This is a genomic window from Nonomuraea sp. NPDC052116 (assembly GCF_040680035.1).
Lineage (GTDB): Bacteria > Actinomycetota > Actinomycetes > Streptosporangiales > Streptosporangiaceae > Nonomuraea > Nonomuraea angiospora_A.
On the sequence record NZ_JBFAWA010000029.1, the window covers coordinates 17,624 to 37,222 of the forward strand.

General features: G+C 70.5%; 16 protein-coding genes and 1 pseudogene. 6 read left to right on the plus strand and 11 right to left on the minus strand.

Features of this window, described 5'->3' with window-relative positions; translation table 11 throughout:
• Window positions 1-35: 35 nt before the first annotated feature.
• From AB0L65_RS42470 to AB0L65_RS42485, 4 genes are read right to left on the minus strand one after another with little or no spacing between them, the layout of a single operon-like run.
• Window positions 36-881: a carbohydrate ABC transporter permease gene (locus tag AB0L65_RS42470; protein ID WP_364258091.1), complete on the minus strand. Its 846-nt coding sequence runs from the start codon at window positions 879-881 to the stop codon at window positions 36-38.
• Window positions 874-1,899, minus strand: a complete 1,026-nt coding sequence (locus tag AB0L65_RS42475; protein ID WP_364258094.1) for a sugar ABC transporter permease — start codon at window positions 1,897-1,899, stop codon at window positions 874-876. The genes AB0L65_RS42470 and AB0L65_RS42475 overlap by 8 nt, the downstream gene beginning before the upstream one ends.
• Entirely contained in the window at window positions 1,896-3,146 is a 1,251-nt protein-coding gene (locus AB0L65_RS42480) for an extracellular solute-binding protein (RefSeq protein ID WP_364258097.1), read from the minus strand. Before AB0L65_RS42480 ends, AB0L65_RS42475 begins: the two co-directional genes overlap by 4 nt.
• A gap of 43 nt (window positions 3,147-3,189) precedes the next feature.
• The gene (locus AB0L65_RS42485; RefSeq protein WP_364258100.1) at window positions 3,190-4,173 is read right to left on the minus strand and encodes a LacI family DNA-binding transcriptional regulator; all 984 of its coding nucleotides are present in this window, start codon (window positions 4,171-4,173) and stop codon (window positions 3,190-3,192) included.
• Between the two features lie 162 nt (window positions 4,174-4,335).
• Here AB0L65_RS42485 and AB0L65_RS42490 point away from each other — a divergent pair, with 162 nt between their 5' ends.
• On the plus strand, window positions 4,336-6,402 hold the full coding sequence (locus AB0L65_RS42490) for a glycogen debranching N-terminal domain-containing protein (RefSeq protein ID WP_364258102.1): 2,067 nt from the start codon (window positions 4,336-4,338) through the stop codon (window positions 6,400-6,402).
• Here AB0L65_RS42490 and AB0L65_RS42495 read toward each other — a convergent pair.
• Genes AB0L65_RS42495 through AB0L65_RS42515 form a run of 5 tightly spaced genes read right to left on the minus strand, consistent with a single transcriptional unit; the run spans window position 6,377 to window position 10,743 of the window.
• Entirely contained in the window at window positions 6,377-7,207 is an 831-nt protein-coding gene (locus tag AB0L65_RS42495) for a carbohydrate ABC transporter permease (RefSeq protein WP_350742823.1), read from the minus strand. The genes AB0L65_RS42490 and AB0L65_RS42495 overlap by 26 nt on opposite strands.
• Window positions 7,204-8,139 carry a sugar ABC transporter permease gene (locus tag AB0L65_RS42500; RefSeq protein WP_350742822.1) on the minus strand — a complete coding sequence of 312 codons (936 nt, stop codon included), beginning with the start codon at window positions 8,137-8,139 and terminating at the stop codon, window positions 7,204-7,206. Before AB0L65_RS42500 ends, AB0L65_RS42495 begins: the two co-directional genes overlap by 4 nt.
• Window positions 8,139-9,437, minus strand: coding sequence for an extracellular solute-binding protein (locus AB0L65_RS42505; protein ID WP_364258106.1), 1,299 nt, complete (start codon window positions 9,435-9,437; stop codon window positions 8,139-8,141). The genes AB0L65_RS42500 and AB0L65_RS42505 overlap by 1 nt, the downstream gene beginning before the upstream one ends.
• Before the next feature lie 7 nt (window positions 9,438-9,444).
• The gene (locus AB0L65_RS42510) at window positions 9,445-10,140 is read right to left on the minus strand and encodes a fibronectin type III domain-containing protein (RefSeq protein ID WP_364258109.1); all 696 of its coding nucleotides are present in this window, start codon (window positions 10,138-10,140) and stop codon (window positions 9,445-9,447) included.
• 18 nt (window positions 10,141-10,158) lie between these two features.
• Window positions 10,159-10,743, minus strand: a complete 585-nt coding sequence (locus AB0L65_RS42515; RefSeq protein WP_350742817.1) for a hypothetical protein — start codon at window positions 10,741-10,743, stop codon at window positions 10,159-10,161.
• Window positions 10,744-10,867: 124 nt separating this feature from the next.
• On the opposite strand from AB0L65_RS42515, the gene AB0L65_RS42520 reads away from it, so the two are divergent.
• Window positions 10,868-13,759, plus strand: a complete 2,892-nt coding sequence (locus AB0L65_RS42520; RefSeq protein WP_364258112.1) for an alpha-L-fucosidase — start codon at window positions 10,868-10,870, stop codon at window positions 13,757-13,759.
• A gap of 103 nt (window positions 13,760-13,862) precedes the next feature.
• On the opposite strand, the gene AB0L65_RS42525 is transcribed toward AB0L65_RS42520, so the two are convergent.
• On the minus strand, window positions 13,863-15,218 hold the full coding sequence (locus tag AB0L65_RS42525) for an OFA family MFS transporter (protein WP_364258115.1): 1,356 nt from the start codon (window positions 15,216-15,218) through the stop codon (window positions 13,863-13,865).
• A gap of 115 nt (window positions 15,219-15,333) precedes the next feature.
• Window positions 15,334-16,125 (minus strand): SDR family oxidoreductase, encoded by a 792-nt coding sequence (locus AB0L65_RS42530; protein WP_364258118.1) that lies wholly within the window; start codon window positions 16,123-16,125, stop codon window positions 15,334-15,336.
• Between the two features lie 87 nt (window positions 16,126-16,212).
• Here AB0L65_RS42530 and AB0L65_RS42535 point away from each other — a divergent pair, with 87 nt between their 5' ends.
• From AB0L65_RS42535 to AB0L65_RS42550, 4 genes and pseudogenes are all read left to right on the plus strand, one after another.
• Window positions 16,213-16,821, plus strand: a complete 609-nt coding sequence (locus AB0L65_RS42535) for a TetR family transcriptional regulator (RefSeq protein ID WP_364258120.1) — start codon at window positions 16,213-16,215, stop codon at window positions 16,819-16,821.
• Window positions 16,822-16,842: 21 nt separating this feature from the next.
• Window positions 16,843-17,025, plus strand: a complete 183-nt coding sequence (locus AB0L65_RS42540) for a PQQ-binding-like beta-propeller repeat protein (RefSeq protein ID WP_364258123.1) — start codon at window positions 16,843-16,845, stop codon at window positions 17,023-17,025.
• Between the two features lie 191 nt (window positions 17,026-17,216).
• Window positions 17,217-19,391 carry a fibronectin type III domain-containing protein gene (locus AB0L65_RS42545; protein WP_364258126.1) on the plus strand — a complete coding sequence of 725 codons (2,175 nt, stop codon included), beginning with the start codon at window positions 17,217-17,219 and terminating at the stop codon, window positions 19,389-19,391.
• Window positions 19,392-19,431: 40 nt separating this feature from the next.
• Window positions 19,432-19,524 (plus strand): annotated as a pseudogene (locus tag AB0L65_RS42550) (SAM-dependent methyltransferase); the annotation flags it as partial.
• Window positions 19,525-19,599 lie beyond the last annotated feature (75 nt).

The following is a 19,599-nucleotide window of genomic DNA, read 5'->3' on the forward strand; positions in this document are numbered from 1 at the left end:
TGCTTCTGAACATCCGCTGACGTCCAGAGGAACGGTCAGCCCTTGTCGGAGCCCTCGTTCGCGCCGCGCACGAAGTACCGCTGGAAGATCACGAACACCACCGCCACCGGAATGGTCGCCATCAGCGCGGCCCCCAGCTTGAGCGGATACTGCGTGCCCTTGCCCAGCGACCCGCTCACCAGGTCGGCCAGCCCCCGCGGCAGCGTGAACAGCTCGGGGTTCTGCACCGCCACCAGCGTGTGCGCGAACTCGTTCCAGGAGCCCTGGAACGAGATGATGGTGAGCGTGAGCAGCGCGGGCCGGGCCATCGGCAGCACGATCGACCAGTACGTGCGGAAGACGCCCGCCCCGTCCACCTTCGCCGCCTCCTCGACGCTGACCGGCAGCGACTCGAAGAACTGCTTCATGATGAACACCCCGGCCGCGTCCGCGATCACCGGCAGGATCAGCGCGGTGTAGCTGTCGTACAGGCCGAACTGGTTCAGCACCAGGAACTTCGGGATGAACAGCACCACGCCCGGCACCGCCAGCATCGCGATGACCGTCGAGAAGATCGCCCGCCGCCCCGGGAAGCGCAGCCGCGCCAGCGCGTACCCGGCCATGGAGTCGAGCAGCACGCGCCCGACCGTGATGATCACGGTCACCAGCAACGAGTTGCCCAGCCACAGCGGCAGGTCGGTGCTGAGGAACACCTTCTCGTAGCCGCCCAGCGTCACCGGGTCGGGGATGGGCGACAGGGGATGCGCCGCCGCGTCCGACTCGGTCTTGAAGGAGGCGGCGATCTGGATGACGAACGGGTAGAGGAAGACGAGCGCGAAGAAGATCAGGATGAAGTAGCCGGTGAAGGTGGAGGCCAGCGACCGCGCGTTGTCCTTACGCATGACGCCTCTCTCTCATCACCCAGCGCTGGACCAGGGTCAGCACCACGATGATGGCGAACAGCACGAACGAGATCGCGGTGCCCGAGCCGTACTCGAAGCTGCGGAAGGCCGTCTGGTACGACAGGAACGCCGGCGTGAGGGTGGTCTTGGCGGGATTGCCCTGACTCATCACGTACACCTGGTCGAAGACCTGCCACGTCGAGATCAGCCCCAGCGTGAGCACCAGGAACATGGTCGGCTTGAGCAGTGGCAGCGTCACGTTCCTGAAGACCTGGCGGCGGCCCGCCCCGTCCAGCATGGCGGCCTCCTCCAGCGACACCGGGATGTCCTGCAGCGCCGCCAGGAACATGAGCATGAACGTCCCCGACGTGGTCCAGACGACCAGCGCGATGATGGTCGTCATCGCCACGCTGGGCCCGGACAGCCACTCCCACCACGACAGCCCGAACGGCCCGCCGGAGGTCAGCGCCTCCGGCGGGGCCGCCGGATCGACCAGGCCGACGGACCCGAGCAGCAGGTGCAGCACGCCGCGCGAGTCGGCGAACCACTGCGGCCCGTCCACGCCGAACAGGCCCAGCAGGGCGTTGACCGCGCCGGAGTTGGCGAAGACGAACAGGAACACCACGCTGATCGCCACCGAGCTGGTCACCGAGGGGAAGAAGAACGCGGCGCGGAAGAACGTCCGGCCCCTGAGCAGCCGGCTGTTGACGACCAGGGCCAGGCCGAGCGCCAGCGCGGTCTGCAACGGGACCACGATGGCCACGTAGTAGACGTTGTTGCGGACGCTCGTCATGAAGTCCTGCCTGGTCAGCCCCTCCTCGGTGAACAGGCGGGTGTAGTTGTCCACGCCGACGAACGGCACGCTGCCCCGGAACGGGCTGCCCTGCCCGTTCCAGTCGGTCAGGCTCACCCACAGCGCCATGAGGATCGGCGCCAGCATGAACAGGCCCAGGATCACCACGACGGGGGCCACGAAAAGCCAGCCCGCCAGGTTCTCACGAGTCTTGCTGATGGTCATGACGTGCCGAGCGCGGCCTGGATGTTCTTCTGCGTCCGCTGGAGCAGCGTCTTGGGCGCGGTGGTGGCCAGCTGCTGCAGCCCGGTGTCGAAGTCGGCCAGGACGCTGTCCATCTTGGGGGCGTTCACGGGGCCCTGGGCGTAGTCGGCGCCGTTGACGAAGGGGCCGTCGTCGGGGAACTCGGCGGTGTAGGCGGCCTTGGCGGACTGGCGCGAGGGCATGACGCCGAACGCCTTGGCGAAGGTCATCTGCTGGTCGGCCTTGGTCATCGCCTCGACGAACGAGATGGCCTGCTCCTTGTGCTTGCTCTTGGCGGAGATGCCCCAGCAGTTCGTGAACGACAGCGTGCCCTTGCCCTTGGGGCCGGCCGGCAGCTCGTGGACCGAGTACTTGACGTCGGGGAAGTCCGCCTTGAGCGCGCCCTTGATCCAGTTGCCCTCGATGGTCATGGCGGCCTTGCCCTTGCCGAACGCCTCGCCGCCCCAGCCGGCGTCGAGCTGGTCGGGGTAGCGGGCCAGCTTGGCCGACACCAGCGAGCGCACGTACTCGAGGGCCGCGAGGTTCTGCGGGCTGTCGGCGGTGGCCTGCTTGCCGTCGGGGCTGGTCAGCCAGCCGCCGGCCTGCACCATGAACGCGCCTACGCGGTCGCGGGTCGGGCCGATCGCCAGCGGGGTGACGTCCTTGGCCTTGAGCTTCTCGGCGGCCGAGGTGAGCTGCTCCCAGGTGGTCGGCACGTCGGCGTCGGTGAGCCCGGCCTTGGACCACAGGTCCTTGTTGACGATCAGCGCGAGGGTGGAGAAGTCCTTGGGAGCGCAGTAGAGCTTGCCGTCACGGGTGAACGCCGTGCGCAGGGAGGGGTAGAAGTCGTCGGGCTGGCTGATCTTGTCGCCGTACGGCTCCAGGGCGCCGACGCTGGCGTAGTCGGCGAAGCGGGAGGCGTCCACGTAGAACACGTCCGGGGGGCTGTCACCGGCGAAGGCCTGGCCGAGCTGCTGGGCGAGGTCCTGAGCGGGCGTCACCGTCGCGGCCGCGCCCGCCGAGGAGGCCCAGGTCTGGGCGGCCTGCTTGACGGCGGCGGTCTCGGCCTCGCCGGAGGAGCCGATGAGGATCTGCAGGTTGACCTGGCCGCCGCTCTGCTGGGGGGCCTGGCTCGGCTTGTCGTCGAAGCCGCTGCCGCAGGCTGACAGAACGAGCGTGGCGCAGGCGAGGCCGCTGATCGCAGCGGCGCGGCGGGTACGTGACGTCATCGGAGTTGTTCCTGTTCTCGCGTTATTCGGGGGGTGAAAGGGTTCAGGCGGACTGGCGGATGGTCAAAGAGGGGGGCAGCAGCACGTGCGCGGAAGGAGGCTCGGCGTCGGGGCTCTCCAGGGCGCGGGCGAGCAGGTCGACGCAGGCCGCGGCGGCCTCGCCGAGCGGCTGGTGGACGCTGGTGAGGCCGACGGCCCTGGCGGCGGGCGTGTCGTCGAAGCCGATCACCGCGACGGGGCGGCCGGGCTCGCGGGCCTGCAGCGCGCCGAGGGCGAGGGAGTCGCTCGCGCACACCAGGGCGGTCACGCCGGGGTCGGCCGCGAGCAGGTCGCGGGCGGCGCTCTCACCGGCGGTGATGCCGTCCTCGACCGAGCGCTGCAGCCCGCTGAGGTCCTGACCGCCGAGCGCTCTGGCCCAGCCCGCGCGGCGGTCGTCGCCCACGCCGGAGCCGGGCGGCCAGCCGATGAAGCCGATGCGGCGGTGACCGGCGGCGAGCAGGTGGCGGGTGGCGGCCTCGGTGCCCGCGGCGCCGTCCACGTCCACCCACGGATGGCGCGCGTCGGGCAGGTCGCTCCAGGGCCGGCCGAACGCCACGAACGGCAGCCCCCGCTCCAGCAGCCAGGACGCGCGCAGGTCGTCGTGGTGGGTGCCGGTCAGCACGAACGCGTCCGGCTTGTACGCGCCGAGCAGGTCCTCGTACGTCGCGATCTCCGCGTGGTCGTCCGCGGCGGTGTAGAGCAGGATCCGGTACCCCTCCTGCGCGGCCGTCTCCGACAGGCTGTGCAGGAAGCGGTCGGCCCACGAGCCGCTGATCCCGTCGCCGTCGGGCTCGATGCCGATGGCGATCAGGCGGGAGCGGCCGGTGCGCATCTGGCGGGCGGCCTGGTTGGCGCGGTATCCGAGCCGTTCGATCACCTCGAGGACGTGCTTGCGGGTCTCCTCTCGGACCACTTCCGGGCTGTTGAGCGTGTTCGACACCGTCTGGCGCGACACGCCTGCTGCCTTCGCCACATCGGTGATCGTCACCTTTTCCGCCATAAATCGCCTTTCGAGGGGGTTGAACGTTCAAAGTCTGGTGAGGCATGATTTGATCGTTCAAAGTTAGCGGAGTGTTTCGAAATCTGCACCCCCGGCGTCCGTCTGTCAAGACCCGGGGTGATCATTGACCTAACCTCAGGGGGAAACGTAGTGCTTCAGCCGCTGCTGCACGATCTGGTCAGCACCGTCATGGCGCCGGCGAGCGCGCTGAGCGACGCCGACGGCCAGATCCGTCAGGCCGGCGTGCAGGGGCTCTTCTGCGCGGACCGCCGGGTGCTGTCCCAGGCCCGGCTCCTCGTGGACGGGCGCGAGCCGGAGTCCATCGGGTACGCGCCCGGGGCCGCCGGCCAGGCCCGGTTCGTGTCCCTGGCCCGCTGGCTCGGCGACCGCACGATCGACCCCACGGTCCGGATCGAGCGCTCGCGGGAGGTGTCGCCGTTCGGCATGGGCGAGCAGGTGGAGATCGTCTCCACCGCGTCGTCGCCGGTCACGGCCACCGTCACCGTCGAGCTGGCGTGCGACTTCGCGGCCGTCGAAGCGGTCAAGTCCGGGCGCTCCGGCACCCTCGTACCGGCGGGTGCCGCCGGGGACGGACGCCTGACCTGGCACGCCGACACCGCCCGCGTCACCGTCACCGGCCACGGCGCCCACGCGACGGCGGGCGACGGGGCCTGCCTGCGGTGGGAGGTGAGCCTGCCGCCCCGCGGCCGGGCCACCCTGCGCTGGGAGCTCGCCGTCGAGGACCCCGCCGCCGTCGTCGTGCCCCCCGCCGCGACCCTCGAATGGACCCCGCCGCACGTCACCGCCGCCGACCGGCGCGTCACCAGGCTGCTGGACCAGTCGCTCGAAGACCTGCGCTCGCTGCGGCTGGCCGAGCCCGGCGAACCCGGCGACACCTTCCTCGCGGCCGGCGCGCCCTGGTTCCTGACCCTCTTCGGCAGGGACAGCATCTGGGCGGCGCGCATGCTCCTCCCGCTCGGCACCCGGCTGGCCGCGGGCACCCTGCGCGTCCTGGCCCGCCGCCAGGGCCGGCGCCTCGACCCGGACTCCGGCGAGGCCCCGGGCAAGATCATGCACGAGCTGCGCCGGGACGCCTTCGACCTGGACGACAAGGGCGGGCGGCTGCCCGCCGCCTACTACGGCACCATCGACGCCACCCCGCTCTGGATCAGCCTGCTGCACGACGCGTGGCGCTGGGGCCTGCCGGAATCCGAGGTGCGGGCGCTGCTGCCGAACCTCCAGGCCGCGCTGGGCTGGCTCGCCGACCACGCCGACCCCGACGGGGACGGGTTCCTCGAGTACATCGACTCCAGCGGCCGCGGCCTGGCCAACCAGGGCTGGAAGGACTCGGGCGACTCGGTGCGCTTCCACGACGGCCGCCAGGCCGAGCCGCCGATCGCGCTGGCGGAGGTGCAGGGCTACGCCCACCAGGCCGCCCTGCACGGGGCCGCCCTCCTGGACGCCTTCGACCTCCCGGGGGCCGGCCGATGGCGTGACTACGCCGGGACGCTGGCCGAGCGCTTCCGCGCCGCCTTCTGGGTCGACGGACCCCAGGGCCCCTTCCCGGCGCTCGCCCTCGACCGCGACAAGCGCCCCGTGAACTCCCTGACCAGCAACATCGGCCACCTGCTCGGCACCGGCCTGCTCTCGCGCGAGGAGTCGGCCCGGGTCGCCGGCCTGCTGGCCTCTCCCGGCATGGCGGAGGCGTTCGGGCTGCGGACGATGTCGTCGGAGGAGGGCGGGTTCAGCCCGCTGTCGTACCACTGCGGATCCGTCTGGCCGCACGACACGGCCATCGTCATCGCCGGCCTGGCCAGGGAGGGCTTCGACGAGCAGGCCACCACCCTGGCCGAAGGGCTGCTGGAGGCGGCCGAGTCGTTCGGCTACCGGCTGCCGGAGCTGTTCGCGGGCGACGCCCGGGACCGGGTGGGCCGCCCGGTGGCCTACCCGGCCTCCTGCCGCCCCCAGGCGTGGTCGGCCGCCGCCGCGGTCGTCATCGCCCATGCGGCGGCCGGGCTCTACCCCGACGTGCCGGCGGGCCGGGTGGAGCTGCGCCCGCTGTCCGGCGCGCCCCTGGGCGCGCTGACCGCCGGGCTGCGCGTGGCGGACGCCGAGGTCGAGGTACGGGTGGACCACGACGGCACCGCCACGGTCAAGGGCCTGCCCCCGGGCATCCGCCTGGAGGAGGCCGTCACCCCTTCGTCGCGCCGCCCGTGAGGCCCTTGACGAACTGCTTCTGCAGCAGCAGGTAGAAGACCAGGATCGGCAGCGTGGCCAGGAACATCAGCGCGAACATGCCGCCGAAGTCCGCCGCGTACTGGCCGAGCGACTTGTACACGCCCGTCATGATCGTCGTGCCCTCGCGCGGGCCGTAAATGATCAACGGGTTGAGGAAGTCGTTCCAGATCCACACCCCGAGGAAGATCAGCACGCTCGCGGTGGCCGGCCGCAGGAGGGGGAAGACGACGCGCCAGAACGTCTGCCAGCGCGTCGCCCCGTCGATCGCGGCCGCCTCCTCCAGCTCGCGCGGGATGCCCTTCATGAACCCGGAGAAGACGAACACCCCGAACGGCACGTAGTAGCCGACGTTGAACAGGATGAGCCCCTGGAGCGTGGACATCAGCCCGAGCGACTTCAGCACCTGCGTGACCGGGATGAGGATGACCTGCGGCGGGATCATCAGCCCGCACAGCAGCAGCACCATGACCGCGCGCGACCACCACTGGGTGTGCCGCGCCAGGTAGTGGCCCAGCATGGCCGACAGCAGCGTCAGGATGACGATCGACAGCGAGGTGACGACGACGCTGGTGCGCAGCGACGACCAGAAGAGGCTGTCGGGGTCGGTCAGCACGCGGGTGAGGTTGTCCAGGGTGAACGGATCGGGCAGCGACATCGTGTCGCGGGAGACCTGGCCGCTCGCCTTGAAGACGTTGATCAGCGCGATGTAGAGGGGGATGAAGAAGACCGCGCCGATGACCAGCGCCACCAGCGGGCGCACCCACGGCAGCCGCGAACCGGTCATAGCTGCACCTCCCTGCGCTGCAGGATCCGCAGCGTGACCACCGACAGGGCGGCGATGACGACGAGCATGACGACCGCCTCGGCGGAGGCGTAACCGGTGCGGTTCTCCACGAACCCCTCCTGGAGGACGACGAACGCCACGCTGGCCGTGGTGCCCGTGCCCGGGCCGCCGTTCGTGATGACCTTCACGTGGTCGAAGATCTTGAACGCCGAGATCAGCAGCACGACGGTGTTGATGGTCAGCGCGGGCGCCAGCAGCGGCCAGGTCACCTTCCAGAAGCGGCGCAGCGGGCCGGCCCCGTCGATCGCGGCCGCCTCGGCCAGCTCCTGCGGCACGCCCTGCAGCCCGGCCAGGTAGACGACCACACAGAAGCCCAGCATCTGCCAGCAGACGATGGACGCCAGCGAGTACAGCGCGATGTCCGGGTCGGACAGCCAGCCCGGCGGCTCGGCCACGCCGAGGGCCCGCAGCCCCTGGTTGACCGGCCCGTCGTCGGCGAGCACGCGCGTCCAGATCACGCTGATGACCACGGAGCTGATCACCATCGGCGTGAAGAAGACGCTGCGCAGCGCGTTGTAGAGCCAGCCGCGCCGGTCGAGGACGACGGCGACGGCCACGCCGAGCACGTTCGGGACGATGACCACGATCAGCGTCAGGATCGTGGTGACCCGCAGCGAGTTCAGGAACGTCTCGTCCCGCAGGAGCAGCGCGTAGTTGCGCAGGCCCACGAACTGCGTGTTCGGCCTGAGCAGCGCCTGGTTGGTGAGGCTGTAGCCGACGCTCATCGCGATCGGCAGCAGGACCAGGCACGTGTAGACGAGCGTGCCCGGCGCCGCGAACGTCAGGAAGTGCCACAGGCCCGGCCACGCCGGCCGCCTGCTCCCACGGCGGGTGAGCGTGCCGGGCCTGCGATGGGTGGTGCTGACGGCCATCAGCCGCTCTTCTCCCATTCGGTGTCGAGGAAGGCCAGCGCCTGGTCCGTCGTCTTCTTGCCGCTGACCAGGTCCTGCGCGGTCGACCAGAACTTGCCCTGCATGCCGGGCAGCATCGCCGCGTCGCCCGCCTCCCAGCTGAACGCCGGGACGGTCGCGTTCTGCTGGAGCGCCTGCTGCCACAGGTCGTACACGGCCTTGAAGACCGGGCCGGTGGTGGGCGGCGGCGTGTAGCCCTTGACGGCGGGGAAGAGCGCGTCGGCCTTGACCGAGGCGTCCAGGTTCTCCTTGGTGAGCTGGAAGGCCAGCGCGAACTTCTTGGCCGCGGCCATGTTCTTGGCCGTGGCGCTGACGGACAGGCCGCCGCCGGTGAACGCCGGGAGATGCAGGCTCCCGTCGTCGCTCGGCCAGGCGAACACGCCGATGTCGTCCTTCATCTCCGACTGGTCGGCCGCGGCGGCGAACCAGCTCCCCATCGCGTACATCGCGCCCTTGCCGCCCAGGAACGCCTCCTGCGTCTTCGGGTAGTCCTGGCCGATCTGCCGCTTGTCGATGAAACCCTTGGCGGCCAGGTCGGCGAACTTCTGCGTGGCCGCCTTCATGGCCGGGTCGGCGGCGAACGTCACCTGGCCGGCGCGCCGCTTGGCGATCCAGTCGGGCGTCCTGGCGTACAGGTCGGTGGCCAGGATGGCGGTCCACGGCTGGGAGGTGACGAACACCCCGCCGCTCACGAACGGCGTGATCCCGGCGGCCTGGAGCTTGCCGGCGTCGGCGAGCAGCTCGGCGTACGTCTTCGGCGGCGCCTCGATCCCGGCCTTCTTGAACAGCTTCTTGCTGTAGTAGACGTTCGGGATCGTCTGGGTGTTGGCCGGCAGCTGCAGCACCTTGCCGTTGACCGCCCCGCAGGTCGGGCAGATGAAGTCCTTGAGCTCCTGCTCGGTCCAGGTCGCCAGGTTCGGCTCCAGCGCGATCAGGTCCTGCATGCCGATCTGCACGTCCGGCAGCTGGCCCGAGGCGGCGAGCTGCTTGGCGTAGTCGTTGCGCTCCGACTCCGACGGCGCGGCGACGAGCTCCACGTCGAGGTCGGGGTTGGCCTTCGTCACCAGCGCGACCTGGGCCTTCCAGTACGACTCCGGCAGGTTCGGCGACGGGAAGACGAGGAAGGTGACCTTCTGCTTGCCCCCGGCGGAGGACGCGGTGGAGGGTGCGGCGGACGTGCTCGGCGTACCGCTCGAACAGGCGCTCAGCGCCAACGTGACGGCCAGCGAGAGAGCGCCGGCCGCGGACAGCTTGTTCATGGTGAGCTCAGTCTTCTCCGGTGGTGGGGGATGGGAGGTCGCCGGTCGTCCGCCTGACGACGTTCGACGGCGGGCCGTAGCGGAAGGCGCGCACCCGGTACGACGCGTGCCGCTCCTCGGGCAGGGTCACCAGGCCGAACGCGTTGACGTCCGGCGCCAGCACGGCGGTCACGCGGTAGTCGGGCCGGCCGGCGGGCCGGTCCTCCAGCAGGAAGCCCTCCTCGTCGCGGGCCCGGTCGGCCCACCGGAACGCGATCCCGTCGGCCTGCGTCACCGTGGCCGTCAGGCCGGTGGGCGCGGCCCCTTCGCCGCCCACCGACCGGCTCCCGGGGGACCCTCCCGGGATCACGCGCGGCTCGGCCCAGCCGGGGCCGGGCTTCGGGTACGGGCCGTCGCCGAGCGTGACGTCGACCGGCGCGGAGGCCGCGCCGTAGTAGGGCCGCAGCCGGTAGTGGAACGTGGTGCGCGGCATCAGGTCGGGATGGGTGTACGCGGTCTGCTCCGGCGGCAGGAAACCCAGGATCGTGTACGGCCCCTGAGGCTCGGTGGCGAACTCGATCACGTGCCCGGCGGCGCCCGGATCGCGGCCCCGCCAGCGCAGCGCGACGTCGGTCGGCGACACGAGCGCGGCCTCCAGCCGGACCGCCGGATCCTGCCGCGGGGCCGCGCACCCGACGACCACCAGCGCCAACGCCAACACCATCCGGGCCCTCATCGCCCCCTACTTACGCCAGAAGCGGACGCCGCTCCACTCGACCGTGGCGGGCCCCTGCCCGCTGGCCGTCCGGTACGCCCCGAACTTGTCGTAGAAGCTGCCGCTCTCGCTGGCCACGGTGTGCTTCAGCGACCCGTTGATGTAGGTGCGGTGGACGCTGCCGACCACGTGGACGGTGTTGACGCGGACCGTGGTGCCGATCGTCGCGCCCGTGGCGATCGTGTCGCCGCCGTGCACCGCGTACAGCCGTCCGCCGCGCTCGACGGCGAGCATGAAGAACGGGCCCGTGGTCTTGAACGTCTGCTTGAGGCTGATCCGCGAACCGGGCAGGCTGGTGATCTTGAAGTAGCCCTCGAACTGGCGCGTGCCGTCGGAGTAGGTGGCGTAGCGCCGTTCGGCCCGCTGGTCGCCGCTGTCGGTCGAGCAGGTCAGCTTGAACGTCAGGTCACCGACGTCGCCGCAGCCCCGCTCCTGGACGGTGAACGTGGGCGAGTACGAGGTCCACGGCCCCGATTCCACGGGGTCGGCCGCGGCCGGGAGGGCGGGCAGCAGCAGTCCGGCGGTCAGCGCGCTCGTCGTGAGTAATCGCATCGACCCTCCATTAGGAAACTTTCCTATCACGAGTCATAGGATCACTTAGCGCGTCGGCGCGTCAAGTCTCTTGACCGAGGGCTGTGGCTGCTGTATTCGTCGGATGTCTGAAGGGAAGCGATCTATGGGACTTCGACCGCATCGCCGTACCCTCCTCGCCGCACTCGTTCTCGCCGTGATCGCGAGCCTGTGCGCGGCGCCCGCCGGCGCGGAGGTTCAGCATCCGAGGCAGGAGTGGTTACGCGACTCGACCGCCGGGCTGTTCCTGCACTGGGGCATGTTCACCGCGCCGCGCCACCTCGACTGCGCGGCCTGGGAGAGCGACGTCACGGGTGGCGGCTGGAGCCCGGACTACTGGGTGGACGAGGCCCGCAAGCTGGGCGCCTCGTACATCGTGCTGGCGACCTTCCACAGCAGGCTCGGGTACGCGCGGCCGTGGCCGTCGCAGATCCCCGGCTCGTGCAGCACCAAGCGGGACTTCCTCGGCGAGCTGGTGAACGCCGGGAAGGCCAAGAATGTGCGGGTCATCCTCTACATGACCGACGATCCGCAGTGGCACAACGAGCAGGGGGTCGAGACGCTCGACTCGGCCGCGTACTCGGCGTACAAGGGGCGGCAGGTCGATCTGACCACCCGCGCCGGCTTCGGCATGTTCAGCTATGACCTCTTCTTCGAAGTAATGGCCAAATATCAGGACTTGGCGGGGTTCTGGATCGACAACGACAACGAGTACTGGGAGCAGAACCGGCTCTACGAGCAGATCCGCGAGAAGCGCCCGTCCTGGTTGCTGAGCAACAACAACGAGGACACCCCGATCATGGACACGGTCAGCAACGAGCAGAAGACCGGCATGACCCCGGCCTACGACTACCCGCAGGCCGCCTGGACCCCGATGCCGCGCCTGGTCGAGGCCGACTACAAGCTGCCCACCACCGGCGACTGGTGGTACGACGGCGGCAGCCACCCGGTCGACTTCCGCCTCAGCACCGGCCGCTACGTCACCAACGCCGGCTCGTCCATGAAGTCGCTGATGGCCGAGACCCCGATGGTCAACGGCAGGTTCCCGCCGCAGCAGGAGGAGTTCAACGCCTTCATGTCCACGTGGGTCCCGCCGATCCAGGCGTCCCTGCGGGGCACCGAGGGCGGCGGCTACATGTACGGCGGCCTGCAGCCCGGCTTCTGGAACGACGGCGCCCACGGCGTCGTCACCGTGGAGCCCGGCGCCAAGATCCAGTACGCGCACGTCGTGACCAGGCCCAGCACCGACCAGGTGCGGCTGCGCGACAACGGCCACCGGGTGACCCGGGTGAGCGACCTGCGCACGGGCGAGCGGATGCGCTTCAGCCAGTCCGGCGGCTACCTGACCATCCTCGGCGTCACCCGATGGGACGACTACGACACGGTGTTCAAGGTCGAGACGGCCGGCCGGCCGGGCTTCCACGACGGGCTCAAGGCCACCGCCTCCGCCTCCCGTGACGGCCACCCCGCCGCGGCGCTCGTGGACGGCAGCCACGAGGTCTACTGGGACAGCGGCGCGAGCCTGCCCGTCTCGGTGACGCTCGACCTCGGCCGCGTGCGCAAGGCCGCGTACCTGGCGGTCAGCCAGCGCGAATGGTCGCCGACGTACGCGCGGGAGACGTTCGGCCGCCCCGAGGACTCCGCGCGGATCAAGGACTACCGCGTCTACGCGAGCGACGACGGACGGCACTGGGGCCGGCCGGTCCGCGCCGGCGCGATGCGCAGCGCCCGCGGCACGCAGGTCGTCGACCTGGGCGAGCTGCGCGCCCGCTACCTCAAGCTCGAGGTGCTGAACACCTGGGCCGGCCCGCAGGCGCCGCGCTTCTTCCGTGAGCTGCAGATCGACGAGATCAGGGTCGCGAACGAATATCCGCTCTCCTTCGGCGAACCGGTGCCGCTGGAGGCCGAGCGTCAGCACCGTTCGGGCGTGGCCCGTCCCGACCTGTGCCAGGCGTGCTCGGGCCACGCGCAGGTCGCCGGGCTCGGCGGCGGGGCGCGCAACGCGATCACGTACCGGGACGTCACGGTGGCGGCGGCCGGCGACTACCGCCTGCAGATCGACCACACGGCGGCCACGCCCACGTCCCTGAAGGTCGCCGTCAACGGCGCCGCGCCCGTGGAGGTCCGGGTCCCGGGGGACAACCCGGACGTGCCGCTCTCCACCGCGCTGCCGCTGCCGCTCAAGGCCGGGGCCAACACGATCACCCTGTTCAGCGACGCGGCCAAGGGCCCGGGAGTGGACCGCCTGGCGGTGGCGCCGCTGCCGCCCGCCTCGTACGTGCCCAAGACGACCATGACCGTCGAACCCGGCGGCCTGCAGTGGGCCGGCCCCGGGCAGCAGACGATGAAGGTGTCGGCCAAGCTGCGCCTCGACGCCGACGACGCGCTCGACCAGGTGCGGCTCGCCCCGGTCGCGCCCGCGGGCTGGACCGTCGAGGGCGACCCCGTCACCGCGGCCTCGATGCGGCTCGGGCAGACCCTCGAGGGCACCTGGACCCTCACCTCGCCGCCCGGCCAGGACGTCACGCCGGCCGACATCCCGGTGACGGCCGCGTTCGAGGTGCTGGGCCGGCCCGGCACGGTCACCCGGCAGGTACGCGTCCGGCCGCGCCCCGCCGACCGGGTGTTCATGCGCGAGGCCGAGGACTCGCGCAACGGGCTCGGCAGCGCGGGCATCACCAACTGCTCGCCGTGCTCCGGCGGCCAGAAGGTCCGGAACCTCGGCGGCGCCCCCGACGCCTTCGTGCGGTTCGAGGACGTGGTGGTGCCCGAGGCCCGGCAGTACACGCTGTTCATCGACTTCACCGTCAACGGGCCGCGCTCGTACTTCGTGAGCGTCAACGGCGAGGCGCCGGTCGAGGTGAAGGTGAGCGGCGCCGGCAACAACACCCCCTACACCACGACCGTGCCCGTCACGCTGCGGGCCGGCGCCAACACCGTCAAGATCTACAACGACACGGAGGCCGCGCCCGACCTGGACCGGATCTCGCTCGGCTAGTCGAACAGCTGCGTGAGCTTCAGCACCAGCTCGTACACGCCGAACGCGAAGGGCAGCGCGACCCAGGCCCACGCCAGCACCATCAGGGCGGTCCGCCTGGACGTCATGTCGCCTGCCCTTCCATGGCCGGCTCGGCCGGCTTCTCGTGGTACTTGTCGCTCACCGGCCGGATCAGCTCGTTGGCGAGCAGGCCCACCGCCAGCAGCCCGATCATGATGTAGAGGGAGGTCGTGTAGAGCGCCGGCCCCGACCGTCCCGCCGCCTTCTGGGCGTCGGCGATGGCGTTGATGATCAGCGGGCCGAGCACGCCCGCCGTGGACCAGGCCGTGAGCAGGCGGCCGTGGATCGCGCCGACCTGGTAGGTGCCGAACAGGTCCTTCAGGTACGCCGGGACCGTCGCGAAGCCGCCGCCGTAGAAGGACAGGATGCCCAGCGCGCACACGATGAACAGCGGCTTGGAGGAGTTGCCCGCCAGCGCGATCACCAGGTAGAGCAGCGCGCCGACCCCCAGGTAGACGCGGTACATGTTCTTGCGGCCGATCACGTCGGAGGTGGAGGACCAGACGAAGCGGCCGGTCATGTTCGCCAGCGACAGCAGCGCGACGAACCCCGCCGCCGCCCCCACCGCGACCGGCGTGGCCGTGTCCGCGAAGAAGTCCCTGATCATCGGCGCGGCCTTCTCCAGGATCCCGATGCCCGCGGTGACGTTGCAGCACAGCACGACCCACAGGCAGTAGAACTGCGGGGTGCGGATCGCGTTGCGGGCCGAGACGTCCGCGTCGGTGATCAGCGGTCTCGACGCGACCACCGGCGGCGTCCACCCCGGCGGCGACCAGCCCTCCGCCGGGACGCGCACCAGCAGCACGCCCATCGTCATGAAGACCGCGTAGACCACGCCGTGCACGAGGAACGTGGTGGCGATCCCGCCCGTGCTCGTGCCGAACGACTCCAGCATCTGCGCCGACCACGGCGAGGCGATGAGCGCGCCGCCGCCGAACCCCATGATCGCGATCCCCGTCGCCATGCCGGGCCGGTCGGGGAACCACTTGATCAGCGTGGAGACGGGGGAGATGTAGCCGATGCCGAGCCCGATCCCGCCCACGACGCCGTAGCCGAGCACGACCAGCCAGTACTGGCTGGTGGCCACGCCGAGCGCGGACAGCAGGAAGCCGGAGGAGAAGCAGGCCATCGAGACGAACATCGCCCAGCGCGGCCCGTTGCGCTCCACCAGCGTGCCGCCGAAGGCCGCCGACAGGCCGAGCATGACGATGCCCAGCTGGAACGGCAGCGCGCTCTGCGTGCCCGACAGGTGAAGGGAGGACTCCAGCGGGGGCTTGAACACGCTCCACGCGTACGCCTGCCCGATCGCGAGGTGGACCGAGAGTGCGGCGGGCGGCACCAGCCACCGGCTCCAGCCGGGTGCCGCCACGATCCGGGAACGGTCGAGGAATCTTGCCACCTCACACGCGTACCACATACGGTATGCAGTGTTGAAGATCTTTACGATGAGCGGTCAGAAACGAGCGACGAGCGGACAAGGGTGAGCGGCGCCCGGGCCGCTCACCCCGGTCGGCTCAGGCCAGGCTCTGCCCGCCGTCCACGGTGATCACCTGGCCGGTGACGTAGTTGTTGGCCATCACGAAGAGCGCCGACGCGGCGGCCTCCTCGGCGGTGCCGAAGCGGCCGAGCGGGGAGCCCTCTCCGGCCTTGGCGACCGCGTCGTCGCCGTCGAGCCCGGACAGCGTGCGCAGCAGCGGGGTGTCGAAGGTGCCGTAGCGGATGGCGTTCACCCGGAGCCGCTTCGGCGCGAGCTCGACGGCGAGCGCCTTGGTGAAGGTCTCGACGGCGCCGACGGCCGCCAGCGGGCCGGTCATGCCGGGGATCGGGCGGACGACGTACGTGCCCGAGGTGAAGGTGATCGAACCGCCCGCCGGCAGCCGGGTCGCCGCGAGCCGGGCGGCGACGACCGCCCCCCAGAGCCGGGAGTCCAGGGCCGAGCGGAGGTCGTCGTGGGAGAGCTCGGTCACCGGGCCCGCGCCACTCAGGCCGCCGGCCGTCACGAGCACGTGGTCGACCTGCCCGGCCCGCTCGAAGATCTCCGCCAGCGCGTCCTCGTCCGACCCGTCCGCGGAGATGCCGAGCACCGAGTCCGCCGGGCCGTCCGCCGGGGCCGCGTCGCGTACCCGGTCCACTGCGGCGGCGAGCCTGGCCTGGTCGCGGCCGACCAGCACGACCCGGGCGCCCACCCCGCTCAGCAGCACACCGGCGGACAGGCCGATGCCCGAGGTGCCGCCGATGAGGACGACGGTGGAGCCGGCCAGGCCGGTGGGGAGCGGCGAGCGGACCGGTACGGGAGCTATGGACATGATGTCTCCTCAGCAATAAACCATCTGGTTGGTTTAGATCGAAGCGGATGTCGCGCAGAAAGTCAACTGGATGGTTTAATTCAGTTCATGAGCTACGACGCGGAGGCCACCCGACAGCGGATCTTCCAGTCCGCCACCGCCGAGTTCGCCGCGCACGGCCTGGCCGGCGCCCGGGTCGAGCGCATCGCCGCCGCCGCCAAGGCCAACAAGCAGGCGATCTACCTGTACTTCGGGGGCAAGGAGAAGCTGTTCGGCGCCGTGGTGCAGGCCAAGGTCGACGAGGTCTGCCACGCGGACACCCTCGATCCCGGTGCGGTGGCCGACTCCGTGGGGCAGCTGTTCGACTGGTACCAGGACCACCCGGACCTGATCAGGCTGCTGCTGTGGGAGGCCCTGGAGAGCGGCCCGGGTCCCGTCCAGGGCGAGGACGAACGGCGCGCGGCGTACCGGGACAACGTACGCGACCTCGTGGACGCCGGCGTCGGCGCCGGACTGGACGGGCCCGAGCGCACCTGCGCCGCCCAGGACTGGATGTTCACCGTGCTCGGGCTGGTCGCCTGGAACTTCGCCGTCCCCCAGCTGTGCCGCCTTGTCCTCGACGAGCAGGACGACAAGGCGGCCCTGGCCCGGCGCCGCGAGAGCGTGGTGTCGGCCGTCCGCACCCTCGCCGAGAGCCGTCCGCCTATCGGCCGTTGACAAAGGCGAGCGGGCGCCGCCGTGGCCTCCGGACTCGTGTACGCCACAGGCGCCGACAGCATGCTGCACGCGCTCGACCCCACCACCGGTACGGTGCGCCGGAGCTTCCCGACCGGCGGCCCCATCGAAACCAGACCGGTCGTGGCAGGCGACTTCGTGTACGTCGGCGGCTCGAACGGCGATATCTCGAAACTTTCGGGATAGCGGGCTCAATGGGGACGGTGATGCTCTATGCATCGCCCGATCCCCGAAAGTTTCGACATTCGCGCTGGTGTATTCCCAGCTCACAATCCTGGCAAAAGATTGATCTTTGAAATATTTCTGTCTTATATTGACATGTTTCAAAGGGATTCCCAGACTGATCGCCAACACTCCACCCGGAAGGGAGAGCCCTGGTGATCACCAGCTTGGCCCGCTCCAAGATCCGTACGAGGGTCGTCGCGCTGACGGCGGCAGCGACGCTGTCGATCGCCGGAGCGGTGACGATAGCGCCCCCCGAGGCCGTCGCGGCGGCCGGAGTCGAGGACGAGGGTGCCGACTGCACGGTGACCGGCCTGCCCGACGCGGGCTCCTTACCCACCGACTCCAAGCTTCCCGACCCCTTCAAGAAGCTGGACGGTACGCGCATCTCCGCCAAGTCCGACTGGCGGTGCCGACGCCAGGAGATCAAGAAACTGGCGGAGAAATTCGTCTATGGCGAGAAGCCGGGAAAGCCGGCGAGCGTCACCGGAACGGTCTCGAGGACCGGCATCACCGTGAACGTGAACCACAACGGCAAGAGCTCGAGTTTCTCGGCGAGCGTCGATCTGCCGAGCGGTTCCGGACCGTTCCCGGCCGTCGTGGTCCTGGGCGGATTCGGCGCGGACACGGCCGCCATCAAAGCGGCCGGCGCCGCCGTCATCAATTACGACCCGTACGCGGTCGGAAAAGAGGGAACGCCGCGCAATAACAAGCAGGGCGCGTTCTACAGCGTCTACGGCTCCTCCAGCAGCACGGGGCTGCTGCTCGCCTGGGCCTGGGGCGTGAGCCGGATCATCGACGTCATCGAACAGTCGGGCGGCGGCATTCTCAAAGCGGATGCGACCGGCGTCACGGGATGCTCGCGCTTCGGAAAGGGCGCTTTCGTGATCGGCGCGTTCGATCAGCGCATCGCCTTGACCATGCCGATCGAGTCGGGCAGCGCCGGCGTTCCCATCTTCCGCGGAATTCCCGGGGAGGGCGCCCAGAGCCTGAGCAGCGCGTACGGAGAGCAGCCGTGGCTGGGCGACGCCTTCGGCTCCTTCACGAGCAGCCCGACCAGGCTGCCGGTGGACACGCATGAAATGGTGGCCATGGTCGCGCCGCGCGGACTGTTCATCATGGACAATCCGCACATCACCAATCTCGGACCCAAGTCCGCCAGCGTGGCGGCGTTGGGCGGGGCGGAGGTCTACAAGGCGCTCGGCGCGGGAGACAACATCACGTACTGGTCCGACATCCAGGACGGCAACCACTGCGCCAACAGGGCGGAATGGCGGACCCCGCTCCAGCAGAACATCCAGAAGTTCCTGCTGAAGACGGGCAACGCCCCCGGCGCGATCAGGATCTCGTCCAAGGCGCTCGGCAATCTGGCCGAGTGGAGGGACTGGCAGACTCCCACGCTCGGCGACTCCGGCGACACCACCCCGCCGAGCACCCCGGGCACCCCGGCCGCGTCCAACGTGACCGCCACCGGCGCCACGCTGACCTGGGCCGCGTCCACCGACCAGGGCGGCTCCGGCCTGGCCGGCTACAACGTCTACCGCGAGCAGGGGACCACCGACCCGCAGCTCGGCCAGTCCACCACCAACTCGATCACCCTCACCGGGCTGACCGCGAACACCCAGTACCAGGTGTACGTGCGGGCACGGGACGGCGCGGGCAACCTGTCCGGCGACTCGCCACCGGTCACGTTCACGACGACGACCGGCGGTGGCGACACCTCGCCGCCGACGGCCCCGGCCGGCCTGGCGGCCTCGGCGACCACGTCCACGGGCACGACCCTGGGCTGGACGGCCTCGACGGACGACACCGGCGTCGCCGGCTACGACATCCTGCGCGCGCCCGGCGCGAGCGGCGGCACGTTCACCCAGGTCGGCGCCTCGGCCACGACCTCGTTCAGCGACACGGGCCTGACCCCGAGCACCACCTACCGCTACCAGGTCAGGGCGCGCGACGCCGCGGGCAACACCTCGCCGGTCTCGAACACCGCGCAGGTCACCACCCAGCCCGGCACCTCCACCGGAACGTGCACGGCCGTCCCCACCGTCCAGACCCAGTGGGCCACCGGGTACGTCATCCAGCCCCTGACCATCACCAACACCGGCACCTCGACGATCAACGGATGGACGGTCACCTTCACACTGCCGGCCGGGCACACGCTGACCGGCTCGTGGAACGGCACCGCCACCGTCAGCGGGCAGACCGTGACCATCAGGAACGTCAGCCACAACGGCACCCTCGCCCCCGGAGCCGCCACCACCAGCGTCGGCTTCCAGGCGACCCGCCCCAACGGCAACACCGCCCTCCCCTCCGGCTACACCTGCGCCTGACCGCCCCGGCTCTCCCGTCGTGCCCGGCCCGCCAATCCCGGGCCGGGCGGAGCTGGGCATCGGGACCGGTCGCATCGCGTTGCCGCTCAGCCGGCGCGGTGTCCGGGTGCACGGCATCGAACTGTCGCCGGCTGGGAGCGGGAGCCCCTTCACCGGTGACAGCAGGAGCCACGTGTCGGTCTGGGAGAAGGCGTCGTGACGCGCGGCC

Excerpts from the sequence above, each read along its gene's own strand:
- AB0L65_RS42470 (WP_364258091.1), bottom strand. The coding sequence starts at position 881 with ATGCGTAAGGACAACGCGCGGTCGCTGGCCTCCACCTTCACCGGCTAC.
- AB0L65_RS42475 (WP_364258094.1), bottom strand. The coding sequence starts at position 1,899 with ATGACCATCAGCAAGACTCGTGAGAACCTGGCGGGCTGGCTTTTCGTG.
- AB0L65_RS42480 (WP_364258097.1), bottom strand. The coding sequence starts at position 3,146 with ATGACGTCACGTACCCGCCGCGCCGCTGCGATCAGCGGCCTCGCCTGC.
- AB0L65_RS42495 (WP_350742823.1), bottom strand. The coding sequence starts at position 7,207 with ATGACCGGTTCGCGGCTGCCGTGGGTGCGCCCGCTGGTGGCGCTGGTC.
- AB0L65_RS42500 (WP_350742822.1), bottom strand. The coding sequence starts at position 8,139 with ATGGCCGTCAGCACCACCCATCGCAGGCCCGGCACGCTCACCCGCCGT.
- AB0L65_RS42505 (WP_364258106.1), bottom strand. The coding sequence starts at position 9,437 with ATGAACAAGCTGTCCGCGGCCGGCGCTCTCTCGCTGGCCGTCACGTTG.
- AB0L65_RS42510 (WP_364258109.1), bottom strand. The coding sequence starts at position 10,140 with ATGGTGTTGGCGTTGGCGCTGGTGGTCGTCGGGTGCGCGGCCCCGCGG.
- AB0L65_RS42515 (WP_350742817.1), bottom strand. The coding sequence starts at position 10,743 with ATGCGATTACTCACGACGAGCGCGCTGACCGCCGGACTGCTGCTGCCC.
- AB0L65_RS42520 (WP_364258112.1), top strand. The coding sequence starts at position 10,868 with ATGGGACTTCGACCGCATCGCCGTACCCTCCTCGCCGCACTCGTTCTC.
- AB0L65_RS42530 (WP_364258118.1), bottom strand. The coding sequence starts at position 16,125 with ATGTCCATAGCTCCCGTACCGGTCCGCTCGCCGCTCCCCACCGGCCTG.
- AB0L65_RS42535 (WP_364258120.1), top strand. The coding sequence starts at position 16,213 with ATGAGCTACGACGCGGAGGCCACCCGACAGCGGATCTTCCAGTCCGCC.